The organism is Altererythrobacter sp. B11 (assembly GCF_003569745.1).
Classification (GTDB): Bacteria; Pseudomonadota; Alphaproteobacteria; order Sphingomonadales; family Sphingomonadaceae; genus Croceibacterium_C.
Genome location: NZ_AP018498.1, coordinates 2,151,578 through 2,177,279, shown reverse-complemented (window position 1 = coordinate 2,177,279; position 25,702 = coordinate 2,151,578). Strand labels below are relative to the sequence as shown.

General features: G+C 66.8%; 23 protein-coding genes and 1 tRNA gene. 10 read left to right on the top strand and 14 right to left on the bottom strand.

What is annotated here, in order from left to right:
- Positions 1-96 precede the first annotated feature (96 nt).
- Positions 97-1,959: an ABC-F family ATP-binding cassette domain-containing protein gene (locus AEB_RS10425; RefSeq protein ID WP_119083136.1), complete on the top strand. Its 1,863-nt coding sequence runs from the start codon at positions 97-99 to the stop codon at positions 1,957-1,959.
- 15 nt (positions 1,960-1,974) lie between these two features.
- On the opposite strand, the gene recG is transcribed toward AEB_RS10425, so the two are convergent.
- A complete protein-coding gene (gene recG, locus AEB_RS10420; protein WP_119083135.1) occupies positions 1,975-4,035 on the bottom strand; it encodes an ATP-dependent DNA helicase RecG in 2,061 nt (686 codons plus the stop codon).
- A 538-nt stretch (positions 4,036-4,573) separates the two neighbouring features.
- On the opposite strand from recG, the gene AEB_RS10415 reads away from it, so the two are divergent.
- Together AEB_RS10415 and mfd are read left to right on the top strand one after the other, a co-directional pair.
- On the top strand, positions 4,574-4,843 hold the full coding sequence (locus AEB_RS10415; protein ID WP_119083134.1) for an FAD assembly factor SdhE: 270 nt from the start codon (positions 4,574-4,576) through the stop codon (positions 4,841-4,843).
- 125 nt (positions 4,844-4,968) lie between these two features.
- The gene (gene mfd / locus AEB_RS10410; protein WP_119083133.1) at positions 4,969-8,451 is read left to right on the top strand and encodes a transcription-repair coupling factor; all 3,483 of its coding nucleotides are present in this window, start codon (positions 4,969-4,971) and stop codon (positions 8,449-8,451) included.
- Positions 8,452-8,464: 13 nt separating this feature from the next.
- Here the strand turns inward: mfd and AEB_RS10405 are convergent, their stop codons facing one another.
- Positions 8,465-9,754: a GGDEF domain-containing phosphodiesterase gene (locus AEB_RS10405; RefSeq protein WP_231958671.1), complete on the bottom strand. Its 1,290-nt coding sequence runs from the start codon at positions 9,752-9,754 to the stop codon at positions 8,465-8,467.
- Positions 9,755-9,858: 104 nt separating this feature from the next.
- Between AEB_RS10405 and AEB_RS10400 the strand changes: the two genes are divergently transcribed.
- The 4 genes from AEB_RS10400 (at position 9,859) to AEB_RS10385 (ending at position 13,092) form a co-directional block, all read left to right on the top strand.
- A complete protein-coding gene (locus AEB_RS10400; RefSeq protein ID WP_119083131.1) occupies positions 9,859-10,665 on the top strand; it encodes an NAD kinase in 807 nt (268 codons plus the stop codon).
- Between the two features lie 108 nt (positions 10,666-10,773).
- Positions 10,774-10,848 (top strand) — tRNA-Asn (locus tag AEB_RS10395).
- 137 nt (positions 10,849-10,985) lie between these two features.
- Positions 10,986-12,233 (top strand): tyrosine-type recombinase/integrase, encoded by a 1,248-nt coding sequence (locus AEB_RS10390; protein ID WP_231958670.1) that lies wholly within the window; start codon positions 10,986-10,988, stop codon positions 12,231-12,233.
- Positions 12,234-12,264: 31 nt separating this feature from the next.
- Positions 12,265-13,092 (top strand): hypothetical protein, encoded by an 828-nt coding sequence (locus tag AEB_RS10385; RefSeq protein WP_119083129.1) that lies wholly within the window; start codon positions 12,265-12,267, stop codon positions 13,090-13,092.
- 200 nt (positions 13,093-13,292) lie between these two features.
- Here the strand turns inward: AEB_RS10385 and AEB_RS10380 are convergent, their stop codons facing one another.
- Positions 13,293-14,120 (bottom strand): DNA adenine methylase, encoded by an 828-nt coding sequence (locus AEB_RS10380; protein ID WP_119084584.1) that lies wholly within the window; start codon positions 14,118-14,120, stop codon positions 13,293-13,295.
- A gap of 155 nt (positions 14,121-14,275) precedes the next feature.
- Between AEB_RS10380 and AEB_RS10375 the strand changes: the two genes are divergently transcribed.
- Positions 14,276-14,893 carry an SOS response-associated peptidase gene (locus AEB_RS10375; RefSeq protein WP_119083128.1) on the top strand — a complete coding sequence of 206 codons (618 nt, stop codon included), beginning with the start codon at positions 14,276-14,278 and terminating at the stop codon, positions 14,891-14,893.
- Between the two features lie 157 nt (positions 14,894-15,050).
- Positions 15,051-15,371 carry a hypothetical protein gene (locus AEB_RS10370; protein WP_119083127.1) on the top strand — a complete coding sequence of 107 codons (321 nt, stop codon included), beginning with the start codon at positions 15,051-15,053 and terminating at the stop codon, positions 15,369-15,371.
- On the opposite strand, the gene AEB_RS10365 is transcribed toward AEB_RS10370, so the two are convergent.
- On the bottom strand, positions 15,368-16,546 hold the full coding sequence (locus tag AEB_RS10365) for a tyrosine-type recombinase/integrase (protein ID WP_119083126.1): 1,179 nt from the start codon (positions 16,544-16,546) through the stop codon (positions 15,368-15,370). The genes AEB_RS10370 and AEB_RS10365 overlap by 4 nt on opposite strands.
- 110 nt (positions 16,547-16,656) lie before the next feature.
- Between AEB_RS10365 and AEB_RS10360 the strand changes: the two genes are divergently transcribed.
- A complete protein-coding gene (locus tag AEB_RS10360) occupies positions 16,657-16,941 on the top strand; it encodes a hypothetical protein (RefSeq protein WP_119083125.1) in 285 nt (94 codons plus the stop codon).
- Positions 16,942-17,045: 104 nt separating this feature from the next.
- On the opposite strand, the gene AEB_RS10355 is transcribed toward AEB_RS10360, so the two are convergent.
- The 10 genes from AEB_RS10355 to AEB_RS18170 form a co-directional block, all read right to left on the bottom strand.
- A complete protein-coding gene (locus AEB_RS10355) occupies positions 17,046-19,238 on the bottom strand; it encodes a hypothetical protein (RefSeq protein ID WP_119083124.1) in 2,193 nt (730 codons plus the stop codon).
- Positions 19,239-19,511, bottom strand: coding sequence for a spike base protein, RCAP_Rcc01079 family (locus tag AEB_RS10350; RefSeq protein ID WP_119083123.1), 273 nt, complete (start codon positions 19,509-19,511; stop codon positions 19,239-19,241). It lies immediately after the preceding gene.
- Positions 19,501-20,160, bottom strand: coding sequence for a hypothetical protein (locus AEB_RS10345; protein WP_119083122.1), 660 nt, complete (start codon positions 20,158-20,160; stop codon positions 19,501-19,503). Before AEB_RS10345 ends, AEB_RS10350 begins: the two co-directional genes overlap by 11 nt.
- Entirely contained in the window at positions 20,157-20,765 is a 609-nt protein-coding gene (locus AEB_RS10340; RefSeq protein WP_119083121.1) for a glycosyl hydrolase 108 family protein, read from the bottom strand. The genes AEB_RS10345 and AEB_RS10340 overlap by 4 nt, the downstream gene beginning before the upstream one ends.
- The gene (locus tag AEB_RS10335; RefSeq protein ID WP_119083120.1) at positions 20,758-20,964 is read right to left on the bottom strand and encodes a hypothetical protein; all 207 of its coding nucleotides are present in this window, start codon (positions 20,962-20,964) and stop codon (positions 20,758-20,760) included. Before AEB_RS10335 ends, AEB_RS10340 begins: the two co-directional genes overlap by 8 nt.
- A 94-nt stretch (positions 20,965-21,058) precedes the next feature.
- Positions 21,059-21,364, bottom strand: coding sequence for a hypothetical protein (locus tag AEB_RS10330; RefSeq protein ID WP_119083119.1), 306 nt, complete (start codon positions 21,362-21,364; stop codon positions 21,059-21,061).
- 17 nt (positions 21,365-21,381) lie between these two features.
- Complete coding sequence (locus AEB_RS10325) at positions 21,382-22,086, bottom strand: hypothetical protein (protein WP_119083118.1); 705 nt, start codon at positions 22,084-22,086, stop codon at positions 21,382-21,384.
- A gap of 1 nt (position 22,087) precedes the next feature.
- Positions 22,088-22,396, bottom strand: a complete 309-nt coding sequence (locus AEB_RS10320; protein WP_119083117.1) for a hypothetical protein — start codon at positions 22,394-22,396, stop codon at positions 22,088-22,090.
- On the bottom strand, positions 22,396-25,221 hold the full coding sequence (locus AEB_RS10315; RefSeq protein WP_172593059.1) for a phage tail protein: 2,826 nt from the start codon (positions 25,219-25,221) through the stop codon (positions 22,396-22,398). The genes AEB_RS10320 and AEB_RS10315 overlap by 1 nt, the downstream gene beginning before the upstream one ends.
- Positions 25,221-25,700, bottom strand: coding sequence for a DUF6950 family protein (locus AEB_RS18170; protein ID WP_172593058.1), 480 nt, complete (start codon positions 25,698-25,700; stop codon positions 25,221-25,223). Before AEB_RS18170 ends, AEB_RS10315 begins: the two co-directional genes overlap by 1 nt.
- Between the last annotated feature and the right edge of the window lie 2 nt (positions 25,701-25,702).

Below are 25,702 nucleotides of genomic sequence, written 5' to 3'. Positions count from 1 at the left end.
TGCCCTGCAATGAAAAACGGCGCGCCCGGCCCGCGCGGCCACGCGGCGCCATTACCGGGGTTGGGAATCCGCGCTCCGTGCTGCTAGGCGGGCGCCATGCTGACGATCAACGGAATCACCGTGCGGCTTGGCGGGCGCACCATACTCGATCGCGCGAGCGCGGCGATCCCGCCCAATGGGCGTGTGGGCCTCGTCGGCCGCAACGGATCGGGCAAGTCCACGCTGGTGAAGACGATCATCGGCGAGATCGAACCCGATCAGGGCGAGATCGACATGCCGCGCCGCGCGCGCCTCGGCTATATCGCGCAGGAAGCGCCCAGCGGGGTTGCCACCCCGCTCGATACCGTCCTCGCCGCCGATACCGAACGGATGGCGCTGATGGCGGAGGCCGAGAATTGCGAGGATATGGACCGGCTGGGCGATGTCCACGAACGGCTGCTGGCGATCGACGCCTGGAGCGCCCCCGCCCGCGCCGCGCGCATCCTGGTGGGGCTCGGCTTCGACGAGGAGATGCAGCAGCGCCCGCTCGACAGCTTCTCCGGCGGGTGGAAGATGCGCGTGGCCCTCGGCGCGCTGCTGTTTTCCGAACCCGACGTGCTGCTGCTGGACGAACCCTCCAACCACCTCGATCTGGAAGCGACGCTGTGGCTGGAGAACTTCCTCAAATCCTATCCCGCCACCCTCATCATCATCAGCCACGAACGCGACCTGCTGAACAATGTGGTGGACCATATCCTGCATCTGCAGGGCGGGCAGCTGACGCTCTATCCCGGCGGCTATGACAGTTTCGAGCGGCAGCGGGCGGAACGGGCGACCCAGCTCGCCGCCGCCAAGGCCGCGCAGGATGCGCAGCGCGCGCGGCTGCAGGATTACGTCGCGCGCAACAGCGCCCGCGCCTCCACCGCGCGGCAGGCCCAGTCCCGCGCCAAGATGCTGGAGAAGATGCAGCCGATCACCGCGCTGATCGAGGATCCGAGCATGAGCTTCGATTTCCCCGATCCCACGGAGTTGCGGCCGCCGCTGATCACGCTGGATCTCGCCTCGGTCGGCTATACGCCGGAAAAGCCGGTGCTGCGCCGGCTCAACCTGCGGGTCGACCCGGATGACCGGATCGCCCTGCTCGGCCGCAACGGCAACGGCAAGACGACGCTCGCCCGCCTGCTGGCGGCACAGCTCACCCCTTCGGAAGGGGAGATGTTCTCCTCCGGCAAGATGAAGGTCGGCTATTTCACCCAGTATCAGGTGGAGGAACTGGCCGAAGGCGACACGCCGCTGGAACACATGACCCGCACGATGGAGGGCAAGACGCCCGCCGCCGTGCGCGCGCATCTGGGCCGCTTCGGCTTTGCCGGCAACAAGGCCGTCACCGATGTCGGCAAGCTGTCGGGCGGGGAACGCGCGCGGCTGGCGCTGGCGCTGATCACCTATGACGCGCCGCATATATTGATCCTGGACGAGCCGACCAACCACCTCGACGTCGATGTGCGCGAGGCGCTGGTGCAGGCGCTGAACGAATACCGCGGGGCCGTGATCCTCATCAGCCACGATCGCCACATGGTGGAGCTGACGGCGGACCGGCTGGTGCTGGTGGACGATGGCACCGCGCGCGATTTCCCCGGCAGCATGGAGGATTACATCGACTTCGTGCTCGGCCGGAACCAGCCCAAGGCGGAGGGGAAACCGGCAACGACGAAGAAGGGCAAATCCTCCGCCAAGGCGCGGGAGGAAGCGCGATTGCTGAAGAGCAAGGTGACCGAGGCGGAAAAGGAAATCGCCCGGCTGCAGGCGCAATGCGCCGCGCTGGATGGTGCCATGGCCGATCCCGCCAGCGCTGCGCCCGATCTCGCCGGGCTCAACATGGGCGAACTGGCGCGCCGCCGCGCCGCGCTGGGGGACAGGCTCGATGCCGCGGAAGCCGCCTGGCTCGAGCATTCGGAAAGCCTCGACGCGCTGAACTGAGGCCTCTCCGGGGCCTCAGCCGCCGCGCAGCAGCTGCACGCCCCAGTCCCGCTCGAACAGATAGAGCAGCACCCGCGCCGCTTCCCCGCGCGGGCTGGCGAGGCCGCCGTCGCGCTCCACCAGCAGACGGGCATCATCATGCGCCACCGGCAGCAGGCGCTGGATCTGTTCGAGATCGGCGATGCGGAAGGGCGTATCGCCCGATTGCCGCGTGCCCAGCAATTCGCCGCCGCCGCGCAGCTCCAGATCCTCTTCCGCCAGACGGAAGCCGTCCTGCGTCTCGCGCATCAGCGCCAGCCGCTGACGGCCGGTTTCGCTCACCATTTCGCCGCGCAGCAGCAGGCAGGTGCTCTTTTCGGAGCCGCGCCCCACCCGCCCGCGCAGCTGGTGCAGCTGGGCGAGGCCGAAGCGTTCCGCCTGCTCGATCACCATCAGCGTGGCATTGGGCACGTCCACGCCCACTTCGATCACCGTCGTCGCCACCAGCAGCTTCGCCGCGCCGCTGGCGAAGCGTTCCATCGCCGCGTCCTTCAGCTCCGGCTTCAGCTGCCCATGCACCAGCACCACGGCATCGCCGAAGCGTTCCTTTAGCGCGGCATGGCGGGCTTCGGCGGCGGCCAGGTCCTCGCCCTCGTTCTCACGCACCATGGGGCACACCCAATAGGCCTGCTGGCCGGTCGCCAGATGCCGCTCGATCGCGGACGCGACATCGGCGGTGCGATCGGCGGCGATCACCCGCGTGTCGATCGGCTGACGGCCGGGCGGCATCTCGTCCAGCCGGCTGACGTCCATCTCGCCATATTGCGCCAGGGTTAGTGTGCGCGGGATCGGGGTTGCCGTCATCGCCAGCGTGTGCGGGGTGCGCTTGCCCTTTTGCGTCAGCAGCAGCCGCTGCGACACGCCGAAGCGGTGCTGCTCGTCGATCACCACGAGGCCGAGATTGCGATAGGCCACCGCATCCTGGAAAATGGCGTGCGTGCCGACGACGATCTGGATGCTGCCATCCAGCAGGCCCATCAGGATGCTTTCGCGCGCGCGGCCCTTGTCCCGCCCCGTCAGCAGGGCGATGCTCACGCCGGTGGGCGCGGCCAGCTTGCGCAGCGTTTCGTAATGCTGGCGGGCGAGGATTTCGGTCGGCGCCAGCATGGCCGCCTGCGCGCCCGCCTCCACCGCCAGCAGCATCGCTTCCAGCGCCACCACCGTCTTGCCCGCGCCCACATCGCCCTGCAACAGCCGCAGCATCGGCGCCTCCTGCGCCATGTCCGCCTCGATCTCGCGGATGGACCGCTGCTGCGCGCCGGTGAGCGGGAACGGCAGCGCCAGCCGCCCGCGCAGGCTGCCGTCGCCCGCCAGGCTCTGCCCGCGCTTGCGGCGGTTGTCTGCCCGCACCAGCATCAGCGCCAGCGCGTTGGCCAGCAATTCGTCATAGGCCAGCCGGTCGCGCGCCGCCGGATGCTCGCCGCGATGCGCCAGCCGCAGCGCATCGCGCCAGTCCGGCCACTGGTGCCGCTCCAGCACGCCGGGCTCGATCCACTCGGGAAGTTCGGGGCAGCGATCGAGCGCCTGATGCACCAGCGCCGCCACGCGCGGCTGGGTGAGCCCTTCGGCCAGCGGATAGACCGGCTCGATCAGCCGGCCCATGGCGGCGGCGCTTTCCTCCTCCACGGAATCGGGGTGGACGATCTGCAGCATGTCGCCATAGCGATCGAGCCGCCCCGCCACCCAGCGCGTCTCCCCCACCGGCAGCTGCTTCTTCGCGGTGTAGGAGGCGCGGCCGAAATAGGTCAGCGCCAGCACATTGCCCGCCGCATCCTGCGCCAGCACGCGATAGGGCGCGCGGGAGGCGCCGCCGCCGCGATGCTCGATCACGGTGAGCGCGATCACGATCTGCTCGCCCACCCCCGCCTCGTCCAGATTGGCCACCACGCGGCGCTGCACGAAACGGTCGGGCAAGTGATAGGCGAGGTCGCGCACCCGCGTGAGCCCGAGCTTTTCGAGCGGCTTCTTCAGCTTGGGGCCGACGCCATCGAGCGTTTCGGTTTCGGCGAACAGCGGATTGAGAAGCTCGGGACGCATTATGCGCCCGCTCTAACCCAGCGGGACGGCGGGCGAAAGCGCGCGAGCGGAATGGGGGAAGGTTCGGGCTGGGAGCGGGGAGCGCGTCCTTCGACAGGCTCAGGACGAGCGGGTTTTACACGCAACCCTACCCCATCGTCATTCCCGCGTAGGCGGGAATCCAGTGCGCGGCGCCGGCCACGCGCACCACCGCTCCGACAGTTCCCGCTGGATTCCCGCCTTCGCGGGAATGACGAATGAGGGAAGATCCGCTCGTCCTGAGCCTGTCGAAGGACGCGCTCCACACCCATCCCCCACACCCCGTCCATTTCCTACACCCCGCCAAACCCCTACCCCGTCACCCGCTCTTTGCACCGTAAAACCCCCGGAAAACCGCCATTTCTCCGGCACGCGCACCCGCTCGCGCGGGGGAAGGTTTCTTTCCTTTGAACCCTGTTCCACGGCGTTCCAAGCGTTCTCCAGCTGCGACGAACCGAGTGAGCGCCCGCCGCCCAACTGCCGGGATGACGCGGCGGCGCGGCCGCGCTAAAGGGCGGCGATGTCCGACCCTCAGCCCCTTTCCACACGCCTTGCCCGGGCGAAGTTCCGCGCCTGGCACCGCGGCACGCGCGAGGCGGATTACATGATCGGCGGCTTCTTCGACACGCGCGCCGCTTGGGATGAAGAATCGCTCGCCTGGTTCGAAGCCCTGCTGGACGAGGATGACGTGGACGTGATGGCCTGGGCGCTGCGCGCCGCGCCTGCGCCCGAGCGCTATCACGGGCCGCTGCTCGAAGCCCTCCAAAAGCTGGATTACGTTACCATATAGGGTTTGCTTCGCGCGCCCTCCCCCCTAGGGCGTGCCGCGAAAGCACAAAGGCTCGCCGGCGCACCCCCTCAAATCCGCGCCGGCGGGTTTTTCGTGCGTTGCTTCCGCGAAAACGCTCGAGGACCATGCCCGATCTCTCCCGTATCCTGACCGCCGAGCGTCCGCTCACTCTCTCATCGGTGGCGCGCGGCGCCCAGCCGCTGGTGATGGCCGATCTGGCCCGCAGCGCGAAGGGCCGCGCGGTGTTCATCGCGCCGGACGAAGCGGCGATGCGCGCCGTCACCGATGCGGCGCGATGGTTCGCACCGGAATTGCAGGTGATCGAATTCCCCGCGTGGGACTGCTTGCCCTATGACCGGGCGAGCCCCGCGCTGTCGGTCAGTTCGCGGCGGCTGTCGGCGCTCTATCAATTGCAATCGGGCAAGGCGGGCAGCCAGCTGCTGGTGACGACGGTGAACGCCGTGATCCAGCGCGTGCTCACCCCGTTCCGCATCCGCGAGAGCGTGCGCGAGCTGAAGCCCGGCACGCGCATCGGGCACGAAAGCCTCGCCGCCCTGCTCCAGCGGCAGGGCTATTCGCGCACCGACACGGTGATCGACAGCGGCGAGTTCGCCGTGCGCGGTTCGATCTTCGACATCTTCCCCTCGGGCCTCGACCAGGGCCTGCGGCTCGATTTCTTCGATGACGAGTTGGAATCGCTGCGCCTGTTCGATCCCAACACCCAGCGCACCACCAGCACCGTGGACGGCCACCTGCTGCTCCCCGCCAGCGAGGCGCTGCTGGACGAGGATACGATCAAGCGCTTCCGCAGCCGCTATCGCGAGGCCTTCGGCGCCCACGCCACGCAGGATCCGCTCTATCAGGCGGTCAGCGACGGCCGCCGGCTTGCCGGCATGGAGCACTGGCTGCCGCTGTTCGAGGATCGGCTGGCGACCCTGTTCGATCACCTCTCTGCCGAGGATCTGGTGGTGATCGATTCCTCTGCCGTCGCCGCGGGCGAAGAACGGCTGGGCGATGTGGAGGATTATTTCCGCCAGCGCCGCGAGACGGGCGGGCAGGCGGCGGGCAGCTACCGCCCGCTGGAAACCGCCGCGCTCTACATGACGCGCGAGGAATTCGGCAGAGCGCTGGACCAACGCCCGGTCCACCGCGCCTCGATCTTCGCCGAGCCGGAGAGCGAGAAGTCGATCGACTTCGGCTTCCGCTCCGCCCGCGATTTCGCACCGGAGCGTTCGCGCGGCGACAATGTCTATGCCGCCGCCGCGGCGCATTTCCGCGAGATCGGCAAGGCCGGCCGGCGGCCGCTGCTGGCCGCCTATTCCAACGGTTCGCGCGCGCGCATCGCCTCGATCCTGGGCGAAGCCGGCGCCGAACCGAAGATGGCGAGCAGCTGGCAGGAGGCGCTGGGCCTTTCCGCCAAGGGCCAGCCCGTCGCCATGGTGCTGCCGCTCGACACCGGCTTTTCCAATGACGAGCTGGAGCTGGTGACCGAGCAGGATTTGCTGGGCGACCGGCTGGTGCGGCGGCGCAAGCGCAAGAAGGATTCCGACGCGTTCCTCGCCGAACTCTCCGCGCTCAACCGCGGTGACCTGGTGGTCCATCTCGATCACGGCATCGGCCGCTATCTGGGGCTGGAGCCGATCCAGGTCGGCAAGAGCCAGCACGATTGCGTGATGCTGGAATATGCCGGGGGCGACAAGCTCTACATCCCGGTGGAAAATCTCGAGGTTCTCAGCCGCTACGGCTCCTCCGAGGAAACGGTCCCGCTCGACCGGCTGGGCGGCGAGGCATGGCAGAAGCGCCGCGCCAAGCTGCGCGAGCGGATCCAGGCCATCGCCGGCGAGCTGATGCGCACCGCCGCCGCCCGCGCCCTGCGCAAGGGTGTGGTGCTGGAACCGGACGAGGCCAGCTATGCCCAGTTCGTCGACCGCTTCCCGTGGGAAGAGACCGACGATCAGGACGCGGCGATTGCCGACGTGCTGAAGGATCTGTCCGAAGGCGCGCCGATGGACCGGCTGGTGTGCGGCGATGTCGGCTTCGGCAAGACCGAGGTGGCGCTGCGCGCCGCCTTCGTCGCGGCCATGGCCGGGTATCAGGTGGCGGTGATCGCCCCCACCACGCTGCTGGCGCGGCAGCATTATCAGGGCTTCTCCGAACGCTTCGGCGGCTTCCCGCTCAAGGTCGGCCGCCTCTCCCGCCTCGTCCCCGCCAAGGAGATGAAGGACACGCGCGAGGCGCTGGCGGACGGCACGATGGACGTGGTGGTCGGCACCCATGCGCTGCTCTCCAAGAGCACGAAGTTCAAGCGGCTGGGGCTGGTGATCGTGGACGAGGAACAGCGTTTCGGCGTCAACCACAAGGAGAAGCTGAAGCAGCTGCGCACCGATGTGCATGTGCTGACGCTCACCGCCACGCCGATCCCGCGCACGCTGCAGATGGCGATGAGCGGACTGCGCGAGCTGTCCACCATCCAGACCCCGCCGGTCGATCGCCTGGCCGTGCGCACCTATGTGATGGAATGGGACGACATGGTGATGCGCGAGGCGCTGCTGCGCGAACGCCACCGCGGCGGCCAGAGCTTCATCGTCGTGCCGCGCATCTCCGACATGGAACCGCTGGCCGACTGGCTGCACGAGAACGTGCCGGAGGTGAAATTCGTCACCGCCCATGGCCAGATGGCGCCGAGCGAAGTGGAAGAGCGGATGAGCGCCTTCTACGAAAAGAAATACGACGTGCTGCTCTCCACCACCATCGTGGAAAGCGGGCTGGATATTCCCAGCGCCAACACGATCATCATCCACTGCGCGGATCGCTTCGGCCTTGCCCAGCTGTACCAGCTGCGCGGCCGCGTGGGCCGGTCGAAGCTGCGCGCCTATGCCTATCTGACCACGCCAAAGGACACGGCCCTGTCCGAAGTGTCGGAAAAGCGGCTGAAGGTGCTGGGCGATCTCGACAGCCTGGGTGCCGGCTTCCAGCTTGCCAGCCACGATCTCGATATTCGCGGCGCGGGCAATCTGCTGGGCGACGAACAATCTGGGCACATCCGCGAGGTGGGCTTCGAACTCTACCAGTCGATGCTGGAGGACGCGATCCTGGCGGCCAAGGCGGGCGATGCCGGGCTGGAGCGCGACGCGGGCGGCCTCTCCCCGCAGATCACGGTGGATGCGCCGATCATGATCCCGGAAGACTATGTGCCCGATCTCGCCGTGCGCATGGCGCTCTACCGCCGCCTGAACGATGCCAAGGACAAGGCGGAGATCGAATCCATGGCGGCCGAGATGATCGACCGCTTCGGCCCCCTGCCGGCCCCCACCGCCAATCTGGTGCGGCTGATCGAGATCAAGCACCAGGCCATCGCCGCGAACATCGCCAAGATGGATGTCGGCGCGCGCGGCACGCTGGTGAGCTTCCACAAGGACGAATTCCCCGATCCGGCAGGGCTGATCGCCTATGTGGAGCGCCTGGATGGCACCGCCAAGCTGCGGCCGGACATGAAGCTGGTCATCAACCGGGCCTGGGGCGATCCGCAAAGCCGGCTCAATGGGCTGTTCCAGCTGACCAAGGGGCTAAGCGGGATCGTGAAGCGCGCGGAGAAGAAGGCGGCGTGAGCGCCCTCGTCGGTCAGCGGAGGAAGGTGGCGAGTTCGCTTGCGGGGAGCGGCGGTGCGCCGAGAAAGCCCTGCCATGCGGCGCAGCCTTCCCGCTCCACGATCCCGCGCTGCGCTTCGCTCTCCACTCCCTCGGCGATCACGTCCAGTTCGAGCGCCCGGGCCATGGCCAGGATGCCCCGCAAGATGGCAAGGTCGCGGGCATCCTCCGCCACGCCTTCCAGCATGCTGCGATCGAGCTTGAGATAGTCGAGCGGCAGGGCCTTGAGGTATCCGAAGTTGCAGAAGCCGGCGCCGAAATCGTCCAGCGCGATGCGGATGCCGAGATCGGCCAGCCTTCGCAGCCGCCGAGCCGAACCGTCGATTTCGGTAACCAGCGCCTGCTCGGTGATTTCCAGCGTCAGCCGCTCCGGCGCGAAGCCTGTGTCGCGCAGCTTGCCCTCGATCACATCGGCGAAACTGCCGGAGCCCAGATCGGCTGCCGTGACATTGAGCGAAAGGGAGAAGCGCGCCGGCCATGCCGCCGCCGCCCCCAGCGCCGCCCGGGCGATATGGCGCGACAGCTGGCTGACGTAATCGGCCCGCTCGGCAATGGCGAACAGCGCCCCGGCGCCGATCCGCCCCAGCTGCGGATGCTGCCAGCGCGCCAGCGCCTCCGCGCCCAGAACGCGCCCGTCGCCGCAGCGGAACTGGGGCTGGAACAGAATTTCGATCTCCTCGCGATCGAGCGCTGCGAGAAGGTCTGCTTCCAGCTGCTGCCCGGCCCGCTCGGGCGGGGTCACCGTGCCATCCACCCACAGCAGCTGCCGCCCCGGCTCGCCCTGCGCCCGCTCCAGCGTCTCGGCGAGGCGCTGGATCATCCGGACCGGCGTTTCCGCCGCCGCCGCGCGCAGCAGCGCCATGCGCGGCCACAACCGCACCGTAGCCCCGCCGTCCAGCCCGGCGATCGGCGCGGAGACCGTACGGGCCATCTCTTCCGCCAGCCATTGCCACCGTTCCCGCGCGCACTGGCCCTTCGCCGCCAGCAGGAAGGTTCCGCCGCTGATGCGCGAGATCAGCCACTCCCCCTCCATTTCACCCTGCGCGAAATGCTGCAGGCGATCGGCAATCCCGGCAAGCGCCAGATCCCCCGCCGCCTCGCCATAGGCCAAATTCACCGCTTCGAACCGCCGCAAGCCCAGCAGCACGGCATGGATGGAAGGCACGGTTCCTTCGGCGCGCGCGGCCTGCTGCCACTGCGCAATCACCGTGCAGGCAGCATCGGCGCCGATCAATCCGGTCAACCGGTCGCGACCCCCGGCCATTTCGCTTGTTCTCATCGTCCGCCCATGCCCCATTGCGGGTCGCAAATCTCGCCATGCGCAAGCCGCGTTGCAAATCGGGACGGCGCCCCATAGGTGTGTGCCCCATGAAAGCGAGCGCGAGCGCGGAGGAAGGCCTGGCAGGGGCGAAGCTAGCGCTGGTTGTGTCGCCGGCGCCCAAGGCGCAAATCGCCGCGGAATCGCTGCGCGAGATGGAAGACTGGGTGCCGCTGGAAGAGGCGGACCTTGCCGTAGTGCTCGGCGGCGATGGCTCCATGCTCCGCACACTGCACGACATGATCGGGCAGGATCGGGTGATCCCCGCCTATGGCCTGAATCTCGGGACCTTCGGCTTCCTGATGAACCGCTATCAGAAGGCGATCCGCATTCGGGACCGAATCGCCCGCGCCCGCAGCGTGGCCGTCGCCCCACTCGGAATGGAAGTGGTGACCCAGGCCGGGGAAACTGCGAGCTTCTATGCGATCAACGAAGTCTCGCTGCTGCGTGAAACGCGGCAAACCGCCAAGATCGAAATCAGCGTGAACGACCGCGTGCGCATTCCCGAACTGGCGGGCGACGGTGTGCTGCTGTCCACCCCGGTGGGCTCTACCGCCTATAATTATTCCGCCAACGGTCCGATCCTGCCGCTCGATTCGCAGATGCTGGCGCTCACGCCGATCAGCCCCTTCCGCCCTCGCCGCTGGCGCGGAGCCATCCTGCCCGACCGCATGAAGGTGACCTTCCGCGTGCTGGAACCGGACAAGCGACCCGTCTCCGCCGTGGCCGACATGCGCGAATATCGCGATGTCGCCGAAGTGCGGCTGGCGATCGCCCGCGAACTGGAAATGACGCTGCTGTTCGACCCGCATCATGCCTTGGACGAGCGGATCGTAGCCGAGCAATTCGCCCATTGAAGCGGCACCACGGCAAAGCCGCGTTTTTCCGCGAAACACGGGCTTGCCAAAGCCGCCGGCCAATCATATAGGCCCACCCCTGCCCGGAACATACGGGTTCTGGGCTGCTCCCCGATAGCTCAGCGGTAGAGTAGGTGACTGTTAATCACTTGGTCGTTGGTTCGAATCCAACTCGGGGAGCCACTTTCCACTCGCATACTGTCGCATCGAAGCGCAAAAGCCTTGCAAAACCGGGGCTTTTCGCAGCAATTCGCGCGCATGTTGTCGCATAGCTTCGCATGCAAAGGCCCCCACTTTGGGGGCTCGTTTGGGGGCTCGGTTTGCTGACCGATGCAGCCTGCCGGAAGGCGAAGCCGGGCGAGAAGGATCGCAAGCTCACAGACTCGGGTGGCCTGTACCTGCTGGTGAAGACCAGCGGCACGAAATCCTGGCTGTGGAAGTATCGCATCCACGGCAAGGAAAAGAAGCTCACGATCGGCCGCTATCCGTCAGTCGGAGTAGCGGATGCGCGCAGAGCGAGAGACCAGGCGCGCGAACTGCTGGATGCGGGACTGGACCCGTCTGCCGAGAAGAAGCGCTCGAAGGTCATGGCGGCCACTGCGGCGCTCGACACATTCGAGCGGGTCGCGCGCGCTTGGCACGAGCAGCGGAAAGCCACGCTGGCGCCCCGCTATGCGCAGCAGATCCTCGATCGGCTCGAGGCGGACGTCTTCCCCCGCATTGGTGCGCTGCCGATCACCTCGGTGACACCGCCCCAGGTGCTGGATGCGATCCGGGCCATCGAAACGCGAGGCGCGCGGGAAATGGCACATCGGGTGCGCATGCACATTTCCGACGTGTTCGTGTGGGGCATCGCCTCGGGGATCTGCGAGCAGGATCCTGCGGCGGTGATCCGCAAGGCATTGAAGCCGACCGATCCGAAACTGCGGCCGGCCATCCTGAAGATCGAGCAGCTCCGCGCCGCGATCACGAAGACCGAGGCCGTGCCCGACATCTATTGGGCCACGCGGCTCGCTTCGCGCCTGCTGGCTTTGACGGCAGCGCGGCCGGGCGTTCTGAGGTTGGCCGAGCGCTCCGAATTCGAGCAGCTCGACGGCAAGGCACCGCTGTGGCGGATCCCCGCCGAGAAAATGAAGCTCACCCGCGAGCGCAAGAAGGATGCGAGCTTCGAGTTCGTGATTCCGCTGTCTCGTCAGGCGGTCGCAGTGGTGAAAGCTGCGATGGAAGCCAGCCCCAGCCCGAAATGGCTCTTCCCGGGCGTCGGCGATCGGCGGAAACCGATCAGCGATTCGACGCTAAGCGGCCACTACCTCGATGCAGGGCTGCGTGGCCGGCATGTGCCGCATGGCTGGCGCGCCAGCTTCTCCACGATCATGAACGAGCGTGCTGCAGTCGAGGACCGCGAGCGCGACCGGGAAATCATCGACCTGATGCTGGCGCATGTGCCGGATGGCGTGGAGGCGGCCTACAATCGCGCCGCCTACATGCCCCGCCGGCGCGAGCTGGCGCAGGCATGGGCCGATCTGCTGATGGAGGGCCTGCCGCCCCCGGACAGCCTCACGCCCTAGAGGCCCGCACCAAAGCTGCAGGCGGCCGCTCATGAGCGCGCGCGGGGGAACATTCGACGCGCGGCCTTTCGGCGCGATTGCCGCGGCCATCACCAGCACGAAGCTGGACCGGCAGACAAAGGCGCTCCTGCAGCGGGGCGACAGCCCGCGCAGCGGCGAGCCGGTCTGGCGAAACAGCTATTACGTTGGCCAGATCGAGGATCGCGTCTGGAAGCCGATCAACGGGGGGACCGCTCGCAGCGGCAAGCGCTGGACTGCAGCCCTGCTGAAGGCGGCAAAGGCATTCGAGCTGCGGACGCGCTCGGAGAGGCGTGAAGTGGAGCCCGGCGCCCGAAATGGCGCGCTGGGCGAAGTCGGCATTGCCGTGCTCGAGCATCTCTATGCGACAGTCGATTACACCACTGGTCGACTGGAGCCGGCGATCCGGACGATCGCCGACGCGATCGGCCGCGCCTATTCGGCCGTCCACGAAGCGCTGTGCCGCCTGCGCAAGCACGGCTTCCTGCACTGGATGCGCCGCTCGCAGCCCATCAAGGATCCTGTCCCGGGTGGGCCGCGGGTGGAGCAGGCAAGCAACGCTTACGCGCTCCTCGTGCCCGAGGGGATGAAGGGCTGGCTCGCGCGCCTGCTCGGCACACGAAAGCCGCCCGCCTGCGAGGAGGATCGCCACAGGCGCAAGCGAGAGGAGTTCGAGCACATGCTCGCCAGCCTCTCCGCCCGCGAATATGCCGACGCCTTCACCTGGAACGGCGATCGCCTCATCGGCGAGACCCTGCGGCGCCTTGCCGCGGCCGTTGACCGGCGTGAATCGCCGAAGGGCGAATCCGGCGGGAGCGATGAAACCGGGGGATCATACTGATCCGGAGAAGGAATGAGGGCGCCAGGGCGCCCTCATGCTGGGGCTTCGCCCCGCCTTCTTCACAGAACGCCTCCCAACCGGCCGGAACGGCCAGCAAACAACCGCCGGAGGCACCGGCGGACCAGCCGGGCTGCGCCCGGCTGCAGCTCGGCAGGGGCTGAGGGGCAAGGGTCGTGCCACCCTCGCCCCTCTCGCGGATGCTACGTGGCGATTGCGTCCAGGGCGAAATTGCTGATCAGCAGCTCACCCACGCGCTTGCCCGATCCGGCCGCCGCGCTGGAGATCGTGTAGGTCGTTGCCACCTCCTGCATGTTGAAGGCGGAAAACACCGCGCGGATCTCCGGCGTGTCGTTGATCGAGAGAAGGAATTTGCCGCGCGCGCCGGCGAGCACCTGCGCCAGCTGCTCGAAATCCTCGCGATCGAATACGCCGGCGCCGTAGTCATCCTCGCAGCCGAAATACGGCGGATCGAGATAGAACAACATGCCCGGCCGGTCGTAGCGCGCGATGAACCTGGCGAAGGGCAACTGCTCGATGATCACGCCGGCCAGGCGCTCGTGCAGATCCGCCAGCATCGGCTCGAGCTTCGTGATGTTGAAGCGCGCGCCGGCGCGCGAATCCACGCCGAAGCTGCGGCCGACGATCTTTCCGCCAAAGGCGAGCCGCTGCAGGTAGAGGAAGCGCGCGGCGCGCTGCAGATCCGTCAGCCTTTCCGGCGCCAGCGCCGCGAGGCGATCGAATTCATGACGGCTCGCCACCCGCCAGCGCAGCATGTCGATGAAATAGGGATAGTGCTCCTGCAGCACGCGGAAGAAGTTCGCCACGTCGGCCGAGATATCGTTGATCGCCTCGGTGCGCGGCCGCGTGGACCGGCGCAGGAAGATTCCGCCCATGCCCACGAACGGCTCAGCATAGCCATCGTGCTCGGTGCGGTCGATGATCGCGCAAATCCTGCGGGCGAGATTGCGCTTGCCCCCCTGATAGCCGGCAGCAGGGGAAACCGGGCGAACTTGCTGAATTGACTCCATCTTCTGAAAACGCTCCATAGGCCCCGCCCGTATGCGCGGGTGCGGGGCGGCCAGTCGGCCAACTGTGTCGCGGCGAGGCCCAATCTCGTCGGTTTTCCGGGTTGGCGCCCGGAAGCCCCCGCTCCCGCCTCACTGGCGGGCCGGGGGAATTTCGTATGTGCAATCTCTATCGGATGGATCGCGCGGGCTCGGAGGTCGCCAAGCTCTTCGGCACGATCGGCGCGGCGCCGACGGCAAACGTTCCAGCGGAGATCTATCCCGGCTATCCCGGCCTGGTCGTCGCCGGCGGCGAATTGCGCTCGATGGTGTGGGGCTTTCCGCTGGCCATGAAGAGCAAGCGCACCGGCGCGCTGCTCAAGCCCAGGCCCGTGAACAACACCCGCAGCGACAAGCTAGACAGCTTCATGTGGCGCTACAGCTTCGCCGAGCGGCGGTGCCTGATACCCATCACCGAATTTGCCGAGGCGGAAGGCCCGGCCGGCGCGAAAACGCGCAGCTGGTTCACCCTGCCCGATCAGGCGATCTTCGCGGCCGCCGGCATCTGGCGCGAAACCGACGAATGGGGCTCGGCCTACTCCATGGTCATGACCGAGGCGGACGGTGTCGTCGCCACGGTCCATGATCGCATGCCGGTGCTGCTGCACCAGGACGACTGGCGCCGCTGGACGGATGGATCGGTCGAGGAAGCCCGCGGCTTATGCACGCCCTATCGGGGCGCCATGGCTATTCGCCGCACGGACGAACTCTGGACGGCGCGCCGCAATGCCCCGTGAAAGTGCGCGGAGCTCCCTGCTTCTCAAGGTCGAGGCCAGCTTCATCGTGGCCGGGTGGATCATCTGCCTCGCGCAATACATCTGGCCTCTGATCTCGTGAGAACATCACACGAACATAACGCTTGACCCGACTCGCCGGAGCGGCGCCCATAGGCCCATGCCCCGCCGCTCCATCCAGCAGTCGAAATACGACGAACTCGCCTTCCCCATCCGGATCCGCTTCCGCGTTCCACCGGGGGGCATCGGCGAAGTGTCCTATCGGCTGCACGATTGGATGATCCATCAGATCGGGTCCGGCGCCTGCGCGCAGCACAGCTCTTCCTGCCTGATCGGCAGCGCCTTCGCCCTTCATTTCCGGCGCATTGAGGACGCTGCCCGCTGCATCGCCGAATTCCCGGAGCTTGAGCTTGCCGACGCAATCGATTCACCCGCTTACATCTCGCCCTACAAGGGGCGGGATCACGGCAAATCGTCCTAGGCGGTGAGCATCTCGCCCCAGCGCTCGAAGAGCTCCCGGCGCCGATCGAGCAGCTGCGCGCGATTGTAAGCCGCTTCAACCTTCCCCTTCGCGCTATGTGCCAGCGCGAGGTCGATGGTGGTGCGCCACCCCTCGCCCAGCTGCTCGTTGAGTATGGTCGAGAAGCTCGATCGCCAGCCATGCGGAACATGGCGGCCTCCATAACCCAACCGCTTGTAGAGTGCATTGATCGCGCCCTCGCCGACCGGCGCCGTCCCGCCCCGTCCGGCGAAGATGAGCCCGGCAGAGGGCTGCGCCTCGCGCAGCACCGCCACCGCAGCGCGCGAAAGCGGCACCAGGTGCTCGAACCGCGGCTCGTTCTTCTTCGCGCGGGCCAGCTTCATGCGCGCCGGCGGCACGCGCCACAGCGGCGCCGCGCCATCCAGATCCTCGATCTCGTCCCACCGCGCCCCCCGCACCGCGTCGAGACGCACCGCCGTCAGCGCCAGGAAGCGAGAGGCCAGCACCGTTGCGCGGGCCGCGCAACTCGCCTCGCAGGCGCCCAGGAGCGCCCGGCAATCCTCGATCGCCAGCAGCGCGGGGTGCGGAGTCGCTGGCGGCGCGTCGCGCAGCGCCGCGCCGAGGCTCGCCGCGGGGTTCACCGTCACCAGGCCCTCCGCGATTCCGAAGGCGAAAATCTCCGACAGGCGCTGGCGGACGCGCTGTGCCGTGGTCAGGCGCCCTCGCCCTTCCACAGCACGCAATGCGGCGAGCAGCTCGGGCGGCTCAATCGCCCCGGCCGCGCGCCTGCCGAGCTCGGGAAACACGTCGCGCTCCAGGCTGCCAAGCACATCATCGGCATGTGCCGGTGACCAGCCCGGCAGATTGTGCCGAAACCACGAGCGGGCGAGCTGCTCGAGTGTCTGGCCGGTGTCGGTCGAGGAAGCCCGGGCCCCGGGATCCGCGCCACTGCGCAGGATCTCCTTCGCTTCCTCCCGACGCATGCGCGCCTGGGCGAGGCTGAGCTCCGGAAACCGGCCGATCGTGAGCAGCTTCTCGCGGCCGGCGAAGCGATACTTCAGCCGCCAGCTCTTCAGCCCGGTCGGCGCCACGAACAGGAACAGGCCGCCGACGTCGAACAGTTTATATGCGCGCGCCTGCGCGCCAGCGGCTTTTGCCGCGGCGTTGGTGAGCATCAAATTTTCCTGTACTATTAAGGGCGTAGTTAGCCGCAAAATCCTTCGGCGGGTTCCCGATGGCTCCGCCGTGCGCTAGAACCTGTGGCCCGTTGGAAAGGCGCGTGAAGATGACCCCAGTTGAACAAATCGCGCGCCTGGTCGCCACGGGGCTCGGAGCCGATCCTGACGAGATCGTGACGGCTGAAGAGGATGCGCTGGTGGCCTTCGGCGTTCGCAATCCGCACGCGGCCTGGACCCGCTACATCGACATTGCTCGTCTGATCCTCACTGAGTTCGAACCGAGCGAAGCGATGCTCGCCGCCTGCGATTGCCCGCGAGAGAAATGGCGGGGCATGGCCGAAGCTGCACTTGCCGAGGGCCCGCCGATCAAGCCCTACAATAACGGCGGATAACCCCTCCGCCGCCAGACTGCTTGCAATTGGCGGTTTTCCGCCGCGCAGCTGCCGCAGTCGCGCTAACTATACCCCCGGCGATACCCCTGATTTGCGCTGCCCGATCATGCCGGAGCGCCGGTCACGCTGATCGATTGCAGCGTGACCGTCCTGCCGTCCGTATTCGTGGTGCTCTCCCAGGCGATGTAGCCGGTCTTGCCCTCCGGCACGGTGAAGGTGTGGATGTTCGTCCCACCGCCTGGCGCGTTAAACGACTGCGCAGCCGAGATCTGGTCGGAAACGATCGATCCGGTCGAGACGCCGGCAATTTGGCTCCGACCGGTGTTGTTCGCGGTGGAGGTGGTGTAGGTAAACGTCACCACGTAATCGCCGGGCGGCAAGACCTTCGCGGGGTCCGTCACAACCCAGCGGTTCGTTCCAGATCCACCGCCGATTGTCATCGTGCCTGCGCTCGTATCGAGCGTGACAGGAGCGGTTCCGCCACCCTCGCGGGTCACCCCCAACGGCAATTGCGCATTGCCCGGCGTCGCCTCGGTAAAGTCGATGGTATACGGCGCCCAGCTCGGCAAGGGATCAGGTTCAGTCGCGCCGAACGTCAGTGTTCGCTCCATGGCGATGGTGCCCAGCGCGCCCGCGGTGTCGAACTCGTTATAGGTCTTCGTCCGTGCCTGCCGGCGTGCGCTGATCCGCGTGTATTGCGGCCGTGACGGGGCATCTGTGATCTGCCGAACCGTATGGCCGGTGATCGGATTGCGTAGCAGCAGGTCGGTGGGATCTCCGAGATCGACCGTGCTGTTGTCGGCGGGCAGCTCTGTGTAGCTTGCACCGCCATCGGTGCTGAAGGCGGAGAATGCGCTGTCGAGGATGATCATCCCCAGCGTCCGCGTATTGACCGATCCGGCGCTGGTGGCGGTGACAGACTCCCTCACCGTACCCATGCCGTCGAGCGCGAAATCATGCGTCATTTCGATCTGCACGGCATTGGCGAAGGTGATCCGCGAACGCTGGCGGAAGGAGAAGGACGGGACATAGCCAGACTGCAGCAGGTCGGGACCGGCGTATTCGAGCACAACCTCGCCCCCGTGATACGATCCGCCGTAGGGTCTCACAGCGCCGCTCTGGAAGGCATAGTCCCACGCGCCGATGTCGCTGCCCAGCGTCACGCCGCTCGTCGGATCGTCATCGATATCGCCAACCGCGTAGATCGCCGTGAGGCGCCAGGGCTCCCACGGCGCGCCGCTGTCCGCCGCGTCCGAGCCGCCGATATTGCGCTGGAACTTGAGCGCGATCGCGCCCAGCTCGTGATGAGGTGCGAGCACATAGGCGAGGTTGGCGTTCACCGCCTGGATCCGCACCTTGCCTTCGAAGGTGACGTCGAACCGCTTGATCGCGATGCTTCCTGCATGCGCCTCGGCCTTGAACAGCGGCTCGATGCCGAGACCATGCCCGTTCACGAACCAGTCGCCGTCGAGAAAGGGCGCGCCTGTCTTCGGGTTGTCGCCCAGGCTCATCAGCCATTCCATCGCCGCCAGCTTGTCCACCTGGCCGGAGCGGATGTCCTCGCCGTCGCCCATCACGAAATTCGTATAGTTGTTGTAACGGTGCCAGGAGACTGACCAGCGCCGCCCCTGCGGATCGATCCAGTCATCGAGGCGCAGGTAATTGGCTGCCGCCTGACCGTTGCCACCGTCGTGCCAGGTCCGCGCGCGCTCTCCGAGGTGATAGAAGAAACCCGGCTCGGCCGTGATCGTGGGGAATGAGTTGTGCGCCAGCGCCGGTTCGGCGGTCATGAAGCATTCGGACAGGACGCTGAATTCCGCACTGCCGGTGTAATCGAACGACCAGCTCTCCTCCCATTGGGTGATGTGGCGCAGGCGGAAGAAGCGCCGCTCAACGGACAGCGGAAGCGCCCGATAATTCCATCGCCCGACGTAGTAATAGCCGATCGGCGCGCCCACCGGGCCGACGGCGCCCCGCTCCCACCAGTCGATGATCGCGCCGCCATCGAGCGCCGCAGCCTTGTAGCGCGTGCGCACGTTGTAATCGACGCCGCCCGTCAGCGGCACCTCGTCGGCGCCCCACGGCGCATTGTAGATCGAATTGAGGCCGTCGTTGGGGGCGATACCCTTGCTGGCCTGGACGGTATCCAGCCCGCGGATCGGCGGCCGCGCCACCTCAGCCAAGCTGTCGATCAGCGCAAAGCGATCCTCGAGCGCGGTGACGCCGGCAACCGCAGCGACCAGCGCGCCCTCGGCCGGCTTGCCGCCGCCGATCAGGCCAGTGTTCAGTCCGAGCATTCAACCCTCCACCGTCGCCAGCACCGCGGTCGTTCCGGCTGCACGAATGTGCGAGCAATGCCAGGGGAGCACATAGCCCGCCGGCAGTCCGCCGATGATGGCGATGTCCTCAGTGCCGTTCACCGGGCGGAAGACAACGTCCCCTTCGCCGATCAGCACGATCGCCTTCACCCGGTCGGGCACCGCGTAGTCGCCGCCTGTGAGGTCAATCGCCGCGCCACCGAAACCCAGCGTCTGCGGTCCGCTCCCCGCGATCTTTCGATCATAGGCCATTATCGTCGTCTCCTCGGCTCGGGTTGTTGGGGTCGATGGCATGCTGCGCCTCGATCCAGTCGATCAGCACGTCGAGCTGGTTGGCCTGCATCGTGGCGATCAGTCGCCAGTTGAGCTCGTCGGCGCCTGCAGGAAGTCCAGCCTGGTCGGTCGCTGGCGCAGCTCTGCCGGCGGCAGCGGGAAGCGCGGGCACATCGCGCGTTCCGCCCGCACCGGCAGCGGCGGTTCCGCCTCCAGCTGCTGCCGCGCGCAGCCGCTCAGCAGCGGCGCGAGCGCCGGTAATACGGCGGCGATAATCATCCAGCGTCGCATCGGTGATTTCCTTCTGTTGCAGGGTGACGAGCGCGAGCCGCGCTTCCTCGGCCTCCGCAGCCAGTTTCTGTGCCTCGCGATAGGCAGACTTCGTCTGCCGGTGATTCATGCGCTCGCTGTCGCGTTCGGCCGTCCGCTCGGCGATCGTGGCATCGCGGTCGGCCAGCTTCTGGCGGAAGCCCTTGAACAGGCAATGCGAGCGCTGGCCTTCGGCTACCTCGGCGCAGCCGGCGCCCTCAATGCGCAGCGTCTGCGCCGCGCAGCCGGCGATCGCCACCAGCGTCACCGCGCCGAGAATCTTCAGGGCAACCGCGGAAAGAGGCTTGGGCCCGATCACTTCACGCCTCCCGCGGCGCAGCGCGCCAGCGGCACATTGCCAAGGCGCTGGTCGACCCAGCCCGGCATGAATTCCTCGAGGTTGTCGTTGGCGACCGAGAGGCGCAGATACTCCGAGCCCTGCTGCACTTCCATCAGCTTCATCACCAGCTCACAGGCCTTGGTGGCGCCGCGGCGCCGCTCCAGCGCCGCGTAGGCCGCGATCGAGGCGGGACCGACCCTGCAGTCGACGGCGACATCCCGATAGTCGCGACCGCGGCGATTGAGCGAGTTGAGTGCGCGCTGGAACCAGCAGGATGGCCGGTGAGGCCCGAAATTGACGCTCTGGTCGCTGACTTCCTCGCCGAGGGCGATGTTCCGTTCGATGATGCGGTGGAAGCCGGGCTTCACGACGTAGCTTTCGCCGTGGATCGCGATCGCGGTCGCCAGCGGAAGATCCTTCATCGCACCGGCATAGCCGTGCTGGCGTGCGGTCGCCTCGGTGACCCCGTGGTTGGTCGCGCCGCCCGGATCTGCCGGATTGTCGACATAGCCGCCCTCCACGGCCACTACCGCAAGGACGATCGATGCGATGGCGGCCAGCAGCGTCCTGGGCAGTTTATCCATCGTCGCGGCTCGAACTCGGGCCGAAGCGCAGGCGGTCGAGCATGCGCCACATCAGCCAAAGGATCGACAGCAGCACAAAGCCCGCCGAGAGGATCGGGGTCAGCTGCCCTGCCAAATCGGACCACTGCGCCAGCGTGCCGGCGGTCCCTCCCGATAGGGCGAGCGCATCGCCAACATGCTTTGCGCGGTCAATATCCATGGCAGTTCTCCTCGGGCCGCCGATCGGCAGCCTGCTTGTGTTTTCTCTTGGATTGTGGCGGTTGCTCGGGCGTGCGGCAGCCTGGGCTCAGGGACTAGTCTGCTGGTCTTTCAGCATCTTCGCTGATCGGCCATTCCGTCAGTTCCTCGATGCGCTTGGCGGCGGAGAGGCCATCGAAGCGGACCGCCGTCACCAGACGACCCAGCTGTTGGTCGAGAGGGTCGTCGCCCGTGTTGCCGCGCGCAGCGAGAAGACCTTCGATCACCGCCTCGAGCCCCTGCACGCCGCCGATCTTGCCCAAGGCGAAAACGAGAGGAGCGAGTACCGCCTGTCGTTGGCGTCGCTGCAGATCGGCCAGTTGCGCCTGTTCCTCTTCCGTCAGTGCGATTGCCTCGGTCATGGCCGCATTCCTTCTGCTCAATAGTTGGTGACGTCGAGCACGACGCACAGGCCCTGCTGAGAGTGAGTGGAGAAGCCGGTCGTGCCGTCGTAGGGGCCCGATCGCGCCGCGATCCATGTCTTGGTGATGATCTCACCAGCACCGCCGCCGGCACCGCCGAAATTCGTCACCACATTGTAGGGCGGCGGGATCGGAGGCCCGGGATTGATCGGCTGCATCACGTTCATCGTGGCTGGCGTGGTCATCGAAGTCGCGTACTGCCGGTCTGCAGTGTAGGTGCGCACGTTCGAACTCGGCAGGCCCGCGCCTTGGACGAAGACATCCACCACGCGGGCAGGCTTGGCGCCGGAGTGATAGACTCGCTGGCCGGAGGCATTGAAAACCTCAAGCCCGCAGTTGCCGTAATCCTCTGTCGGGCTCGGCTCAGCGAACACGAGTAGCGTAAAGGGCGTACCCACAGGGCCGCTGCAGCGAAGCACGAAGGTCCAGTTGTTCCCGGATCGAGTAAACCCCTGAACCATCAGCGCTTCGCTGCATTGCCAGGCAAGCCACGGGTAGGACGGGCCGTTGTAGGTGAAGGGGTACTTGCTTGTGCCTGGCGCGCTCGAATACTCCGTGGCTGTCGTCGTCGCCGCGACCTTCTGTCGCAGGACGAGATTGAAGTAGCTCTCGTCCACCACCACCGTGTTGCTGTTGTTGAAGACCTGGAGCCCCGCCGGCATCTCAATAGACCCCGTAGATCAGATAGGTGGTCGTGGGCGCCACGAGGTTGCCGTACTGATCGATGAAGTTCCAGGACAGCGTGGTGCCGTTCACGCTGATCTGGGGCGTGAAGGCCCAAGGATTAGATGCTGATATAGTGCCGGCTTCAGCCCCGATGATCCAAAACGGCGTGCCCTGTGCGAAGCCGGGATGCGAAAAGCTCCCGCTGCCGGTATTGAGCGTCGCGGAGCCGAGGGCCCGCCCGGCGCGGGAGCCGAGATCGACCATCAGATTGCCGGCCGCGTCCCAAGCCTGGAAGCCTTGTGGCATCACCACACCCCCATTCGAACGCGCAGTACACCTGCCGCATCATAGACGCGCCAGTGGCCGGAGGAGAACTCGGTCCGCTCGCCGGTGCTGGGGGAGGACAGGCGAAACGCCTCCGCGGAGATATCGAACACGCTGTAACTGGCTGAGCCGTCGAGCCGCACCGAGCCGATTACCCGCCCGTTCTGGTCGATCTGCGCACCCCAGCTTGCGGCCATCACACCCTGTATAGTGCTGATCGCGGTGCTGTGCTGCGTGACGGAAATGCCCTGAGCCGAAACCGTGGAAGTGAGATTGGCATATTGGGCTGTGAGGGTATTCAGCGCGGTGTAGGTTGTGACCGCCGACGCTTCATCTGAGAATAGGCTGCTGTTCGGCCCATTCTCGAACTTGACGCGGCGAAAGCCGGCAAAGGTTAGCGTTCCCGTCGCCTTGAATATCACCAGCCGGATCCGCACGGCCGCAGCGTTGGTGGGCGCGTGAGCGGTGAAGCTCACGATGCCCCGGTTTGCCTCATCAACGGTGAAGGGCTTGCCTGTAGTCGAGTTGAGTCGCGGGCCCGAAGAAACGGAGATTTGTCCCCCACTTCCGTCAAACCACACCAGTTCGATGTAAGCCTGGGCGTCAGCCGTGCCCTGCAGGCCCGGCTCGCCCGAAATCGTGTAATCGCGATTGCCACCCACAGAGAACTGATCTGAGGTGAGGATCCGCTCCTCTCCGTTTCCGGGCGAGGTGGTCAGCCGAGCCACCCAGCCCCATTGGCCAACGGAATCGGCCACCCACGATCCGGTCGCTGTCGACCAGTAGTTCAGCCCATTGGCGAAGCTGCCGTTCTTCACCAGGTTCGGCCGCGAGGCGACGGCGCCGATCTCCAGATTGGCGAGGCTCTCCTGCACGGTGCCGATCGCGGTCGCGTTGTCGATCACTGCAGATGAGAGCGTGTCGACGGTATTGGAAACCGTCGTCACATCGCCGTCCAGATCAGCCACTTGGGCCAGCAGCGTCGCCACCGTCGCCTGGGCCGCATTTACCGCCTGCTCTGCCGCCGCCATTCGCTGGTCGTGATCGATCAGCGCCTGCGCCGCATAATCGAGCTGCTGGGTCACCTGCTCGGCATCACGATCGCCCACCGGCGTGCCGTTGGGCGCCCCGACCGTGGCCCCATCTTCGGGTCTCCCGTCCCCGGTCACATTCCCCCACAGAGCCGTCTCGGCCGCTTCGCCGATCGCAAGGATGATAGGGTTGTTGCGGCTGTCGTAGACGATCGGCTCGGCCGCCTGCACGGGGGCGCGATCGTCCGCATCCCAGGCATAGATCGCTGCATTCTCTTCGCGCAGCGTCATCTGGCAGGAGCGAGCATCTCCCGGCACCTGCTCGATCACCCGGAACAGCCGGCGATTGAAGCCTAGCGGCGCGAAGGTGAAGGGTACCACCTTGCCGACCCGATATTTCCATGCGCGAATGTCGAAGGACGCAGTGAAGGTCCGGTCGTACTGCCGCCGCTGCAGCGCCTGCTTGGCAATGCGTTGCGCCTGGCTCGGGCTCTCCACTGCGCCGAGATCGAGCGGGAGAACGACTTCGCCGAACGGCCCTTCCGTGCCGCTCGCCAGTGCGACTTCGGGATAGGGGATCAGCTGGTAAAGCGACGCGGTCGAAGGATCGGTGTATTTGCCCCGCACCACGGTGGGCGTCCCCTCGATCGAGGGATCGGGATTCCACGTGAAGGCACCGATGACATCGTCATCGTTCAGCCCCTCATCGCTCGCGGCCGCGGCAAGATCGTTGTGGCTTATGGCGAGGCCGAGCTTGCCGCCGGCATCCGTCATCTGCCCGCAGCAGGCGGCGCACAGCATCTCGAGCAGCCGGGCCGGATCATCTCCTTCCGACAGGACACCGGCACCCCGGAACCGCGGCTCGGTGCCTCCGGCAGAGCGGTTGACCAGCTCGTCACACTGGTTGGCCGCGACGATAAAGGACTGCAGATCGATCCGCCGCAGCGGCAGGCCGCACCCGGTCGCCGGCTTGCCGTTGATGCGGGAGCCGATCAGCACCCGCAGGATCTGCAGCGCGAGGTTTTCCCCGATCACCGCGCCGTCGCTCGCTGTGTAGCGCCAGGTGCTCTGGTCGTCGGCGCGCATCGGGCCCGAGCCGCCCGGGACGGTGCTGTCGCGCCGCGGGTCGTAAAGCGGTGCGCCACGCCCGATGATGGTCACGCGCGATGGCGTTCCGCCCGAGAAGGGGCTCTCCGCCTTCTTGCTGTTGCCGGTGACCTTGAATTCCAGCCACGCATAGGCGCAGCCGGTCAGCCGGTGATTGGCATTCCACTTGCCGCTGCCGAAGGTGACGGTGTTGTTGAACGTGCCTTCGGTGCGGATCGCCCGCACCCAGAAATAGCCGGCGAACTTCGCTGTGGTGCCGCCGGCGGCCGTCCAGGCCAGCTCGTCATTGATCCAGATCTGGTCGACGCCATCGATCCGATGGCTCGCAAGCGCAACGATCCAGCCACAGCGCTCCTGATCATTGCCGAACCATTCGCTGTAACGAACATCGACCGGCATCGCCGTGGAGCCGAGCACCGTCTTGCGATAGGCGCGCGGGTCGATGGTGGCGTTGAGCCGCTCCACCTGTGACGGCGGAACTTCCGGTGGTTTGATGGCGAAGCCTGCCGCGATGCTGACGGCGCCGGCGACGGTCGCGATTGTACTCGCCGCCACCGAAGCGCCGAAGGCCGAGAGCATCATGGTGCCGCCAAGAATGCCGCCCAGCCCGGTGCCAACGAGCGCAACGGCCGCGACGACGGTCGCGATCTTCTTGACTGCCTTTGCCATCAGTAGGGCACCCGCCAAGTGAACGGGTGCGCCCATTCCGAACGCCCGAAGGACACCAGCCCTTCCCGCTCCCCCTCGACTCCGACCGCGACGGCGCTCGCGCCGAGGCAGATCCCGAGCAGCCCTTCGCGCCGATCGAGCGCGACATTGTGCAGCATCACGATATCGCCGCGATGCGCGAGAGCAGCTCCGACCCGCTCGAACTTGGCGTCGAGCGTGGCCACCAGCGTGCCGGCGCCGTAGCGCCGCAGCGCTCGGACAGAGCCCAGCGCCGTACGATAATGCCCACGGAACTCGGGCATCGGGTCGATGCCCGTCATCGCTTCCACTGCGCCGGCCGCGAAGGTGCAGCAATCGTGCCGCCCCCATTCGAAGGCCTGCAGGCGCAGCGGCTCGAGATAGGCCGCTAGTCGCAGCTCCCAATCGGGCAAGCGATGCATCCCGGCCGCGGCCAGGACGGGCGAGACGTTTTCGGTCAAGC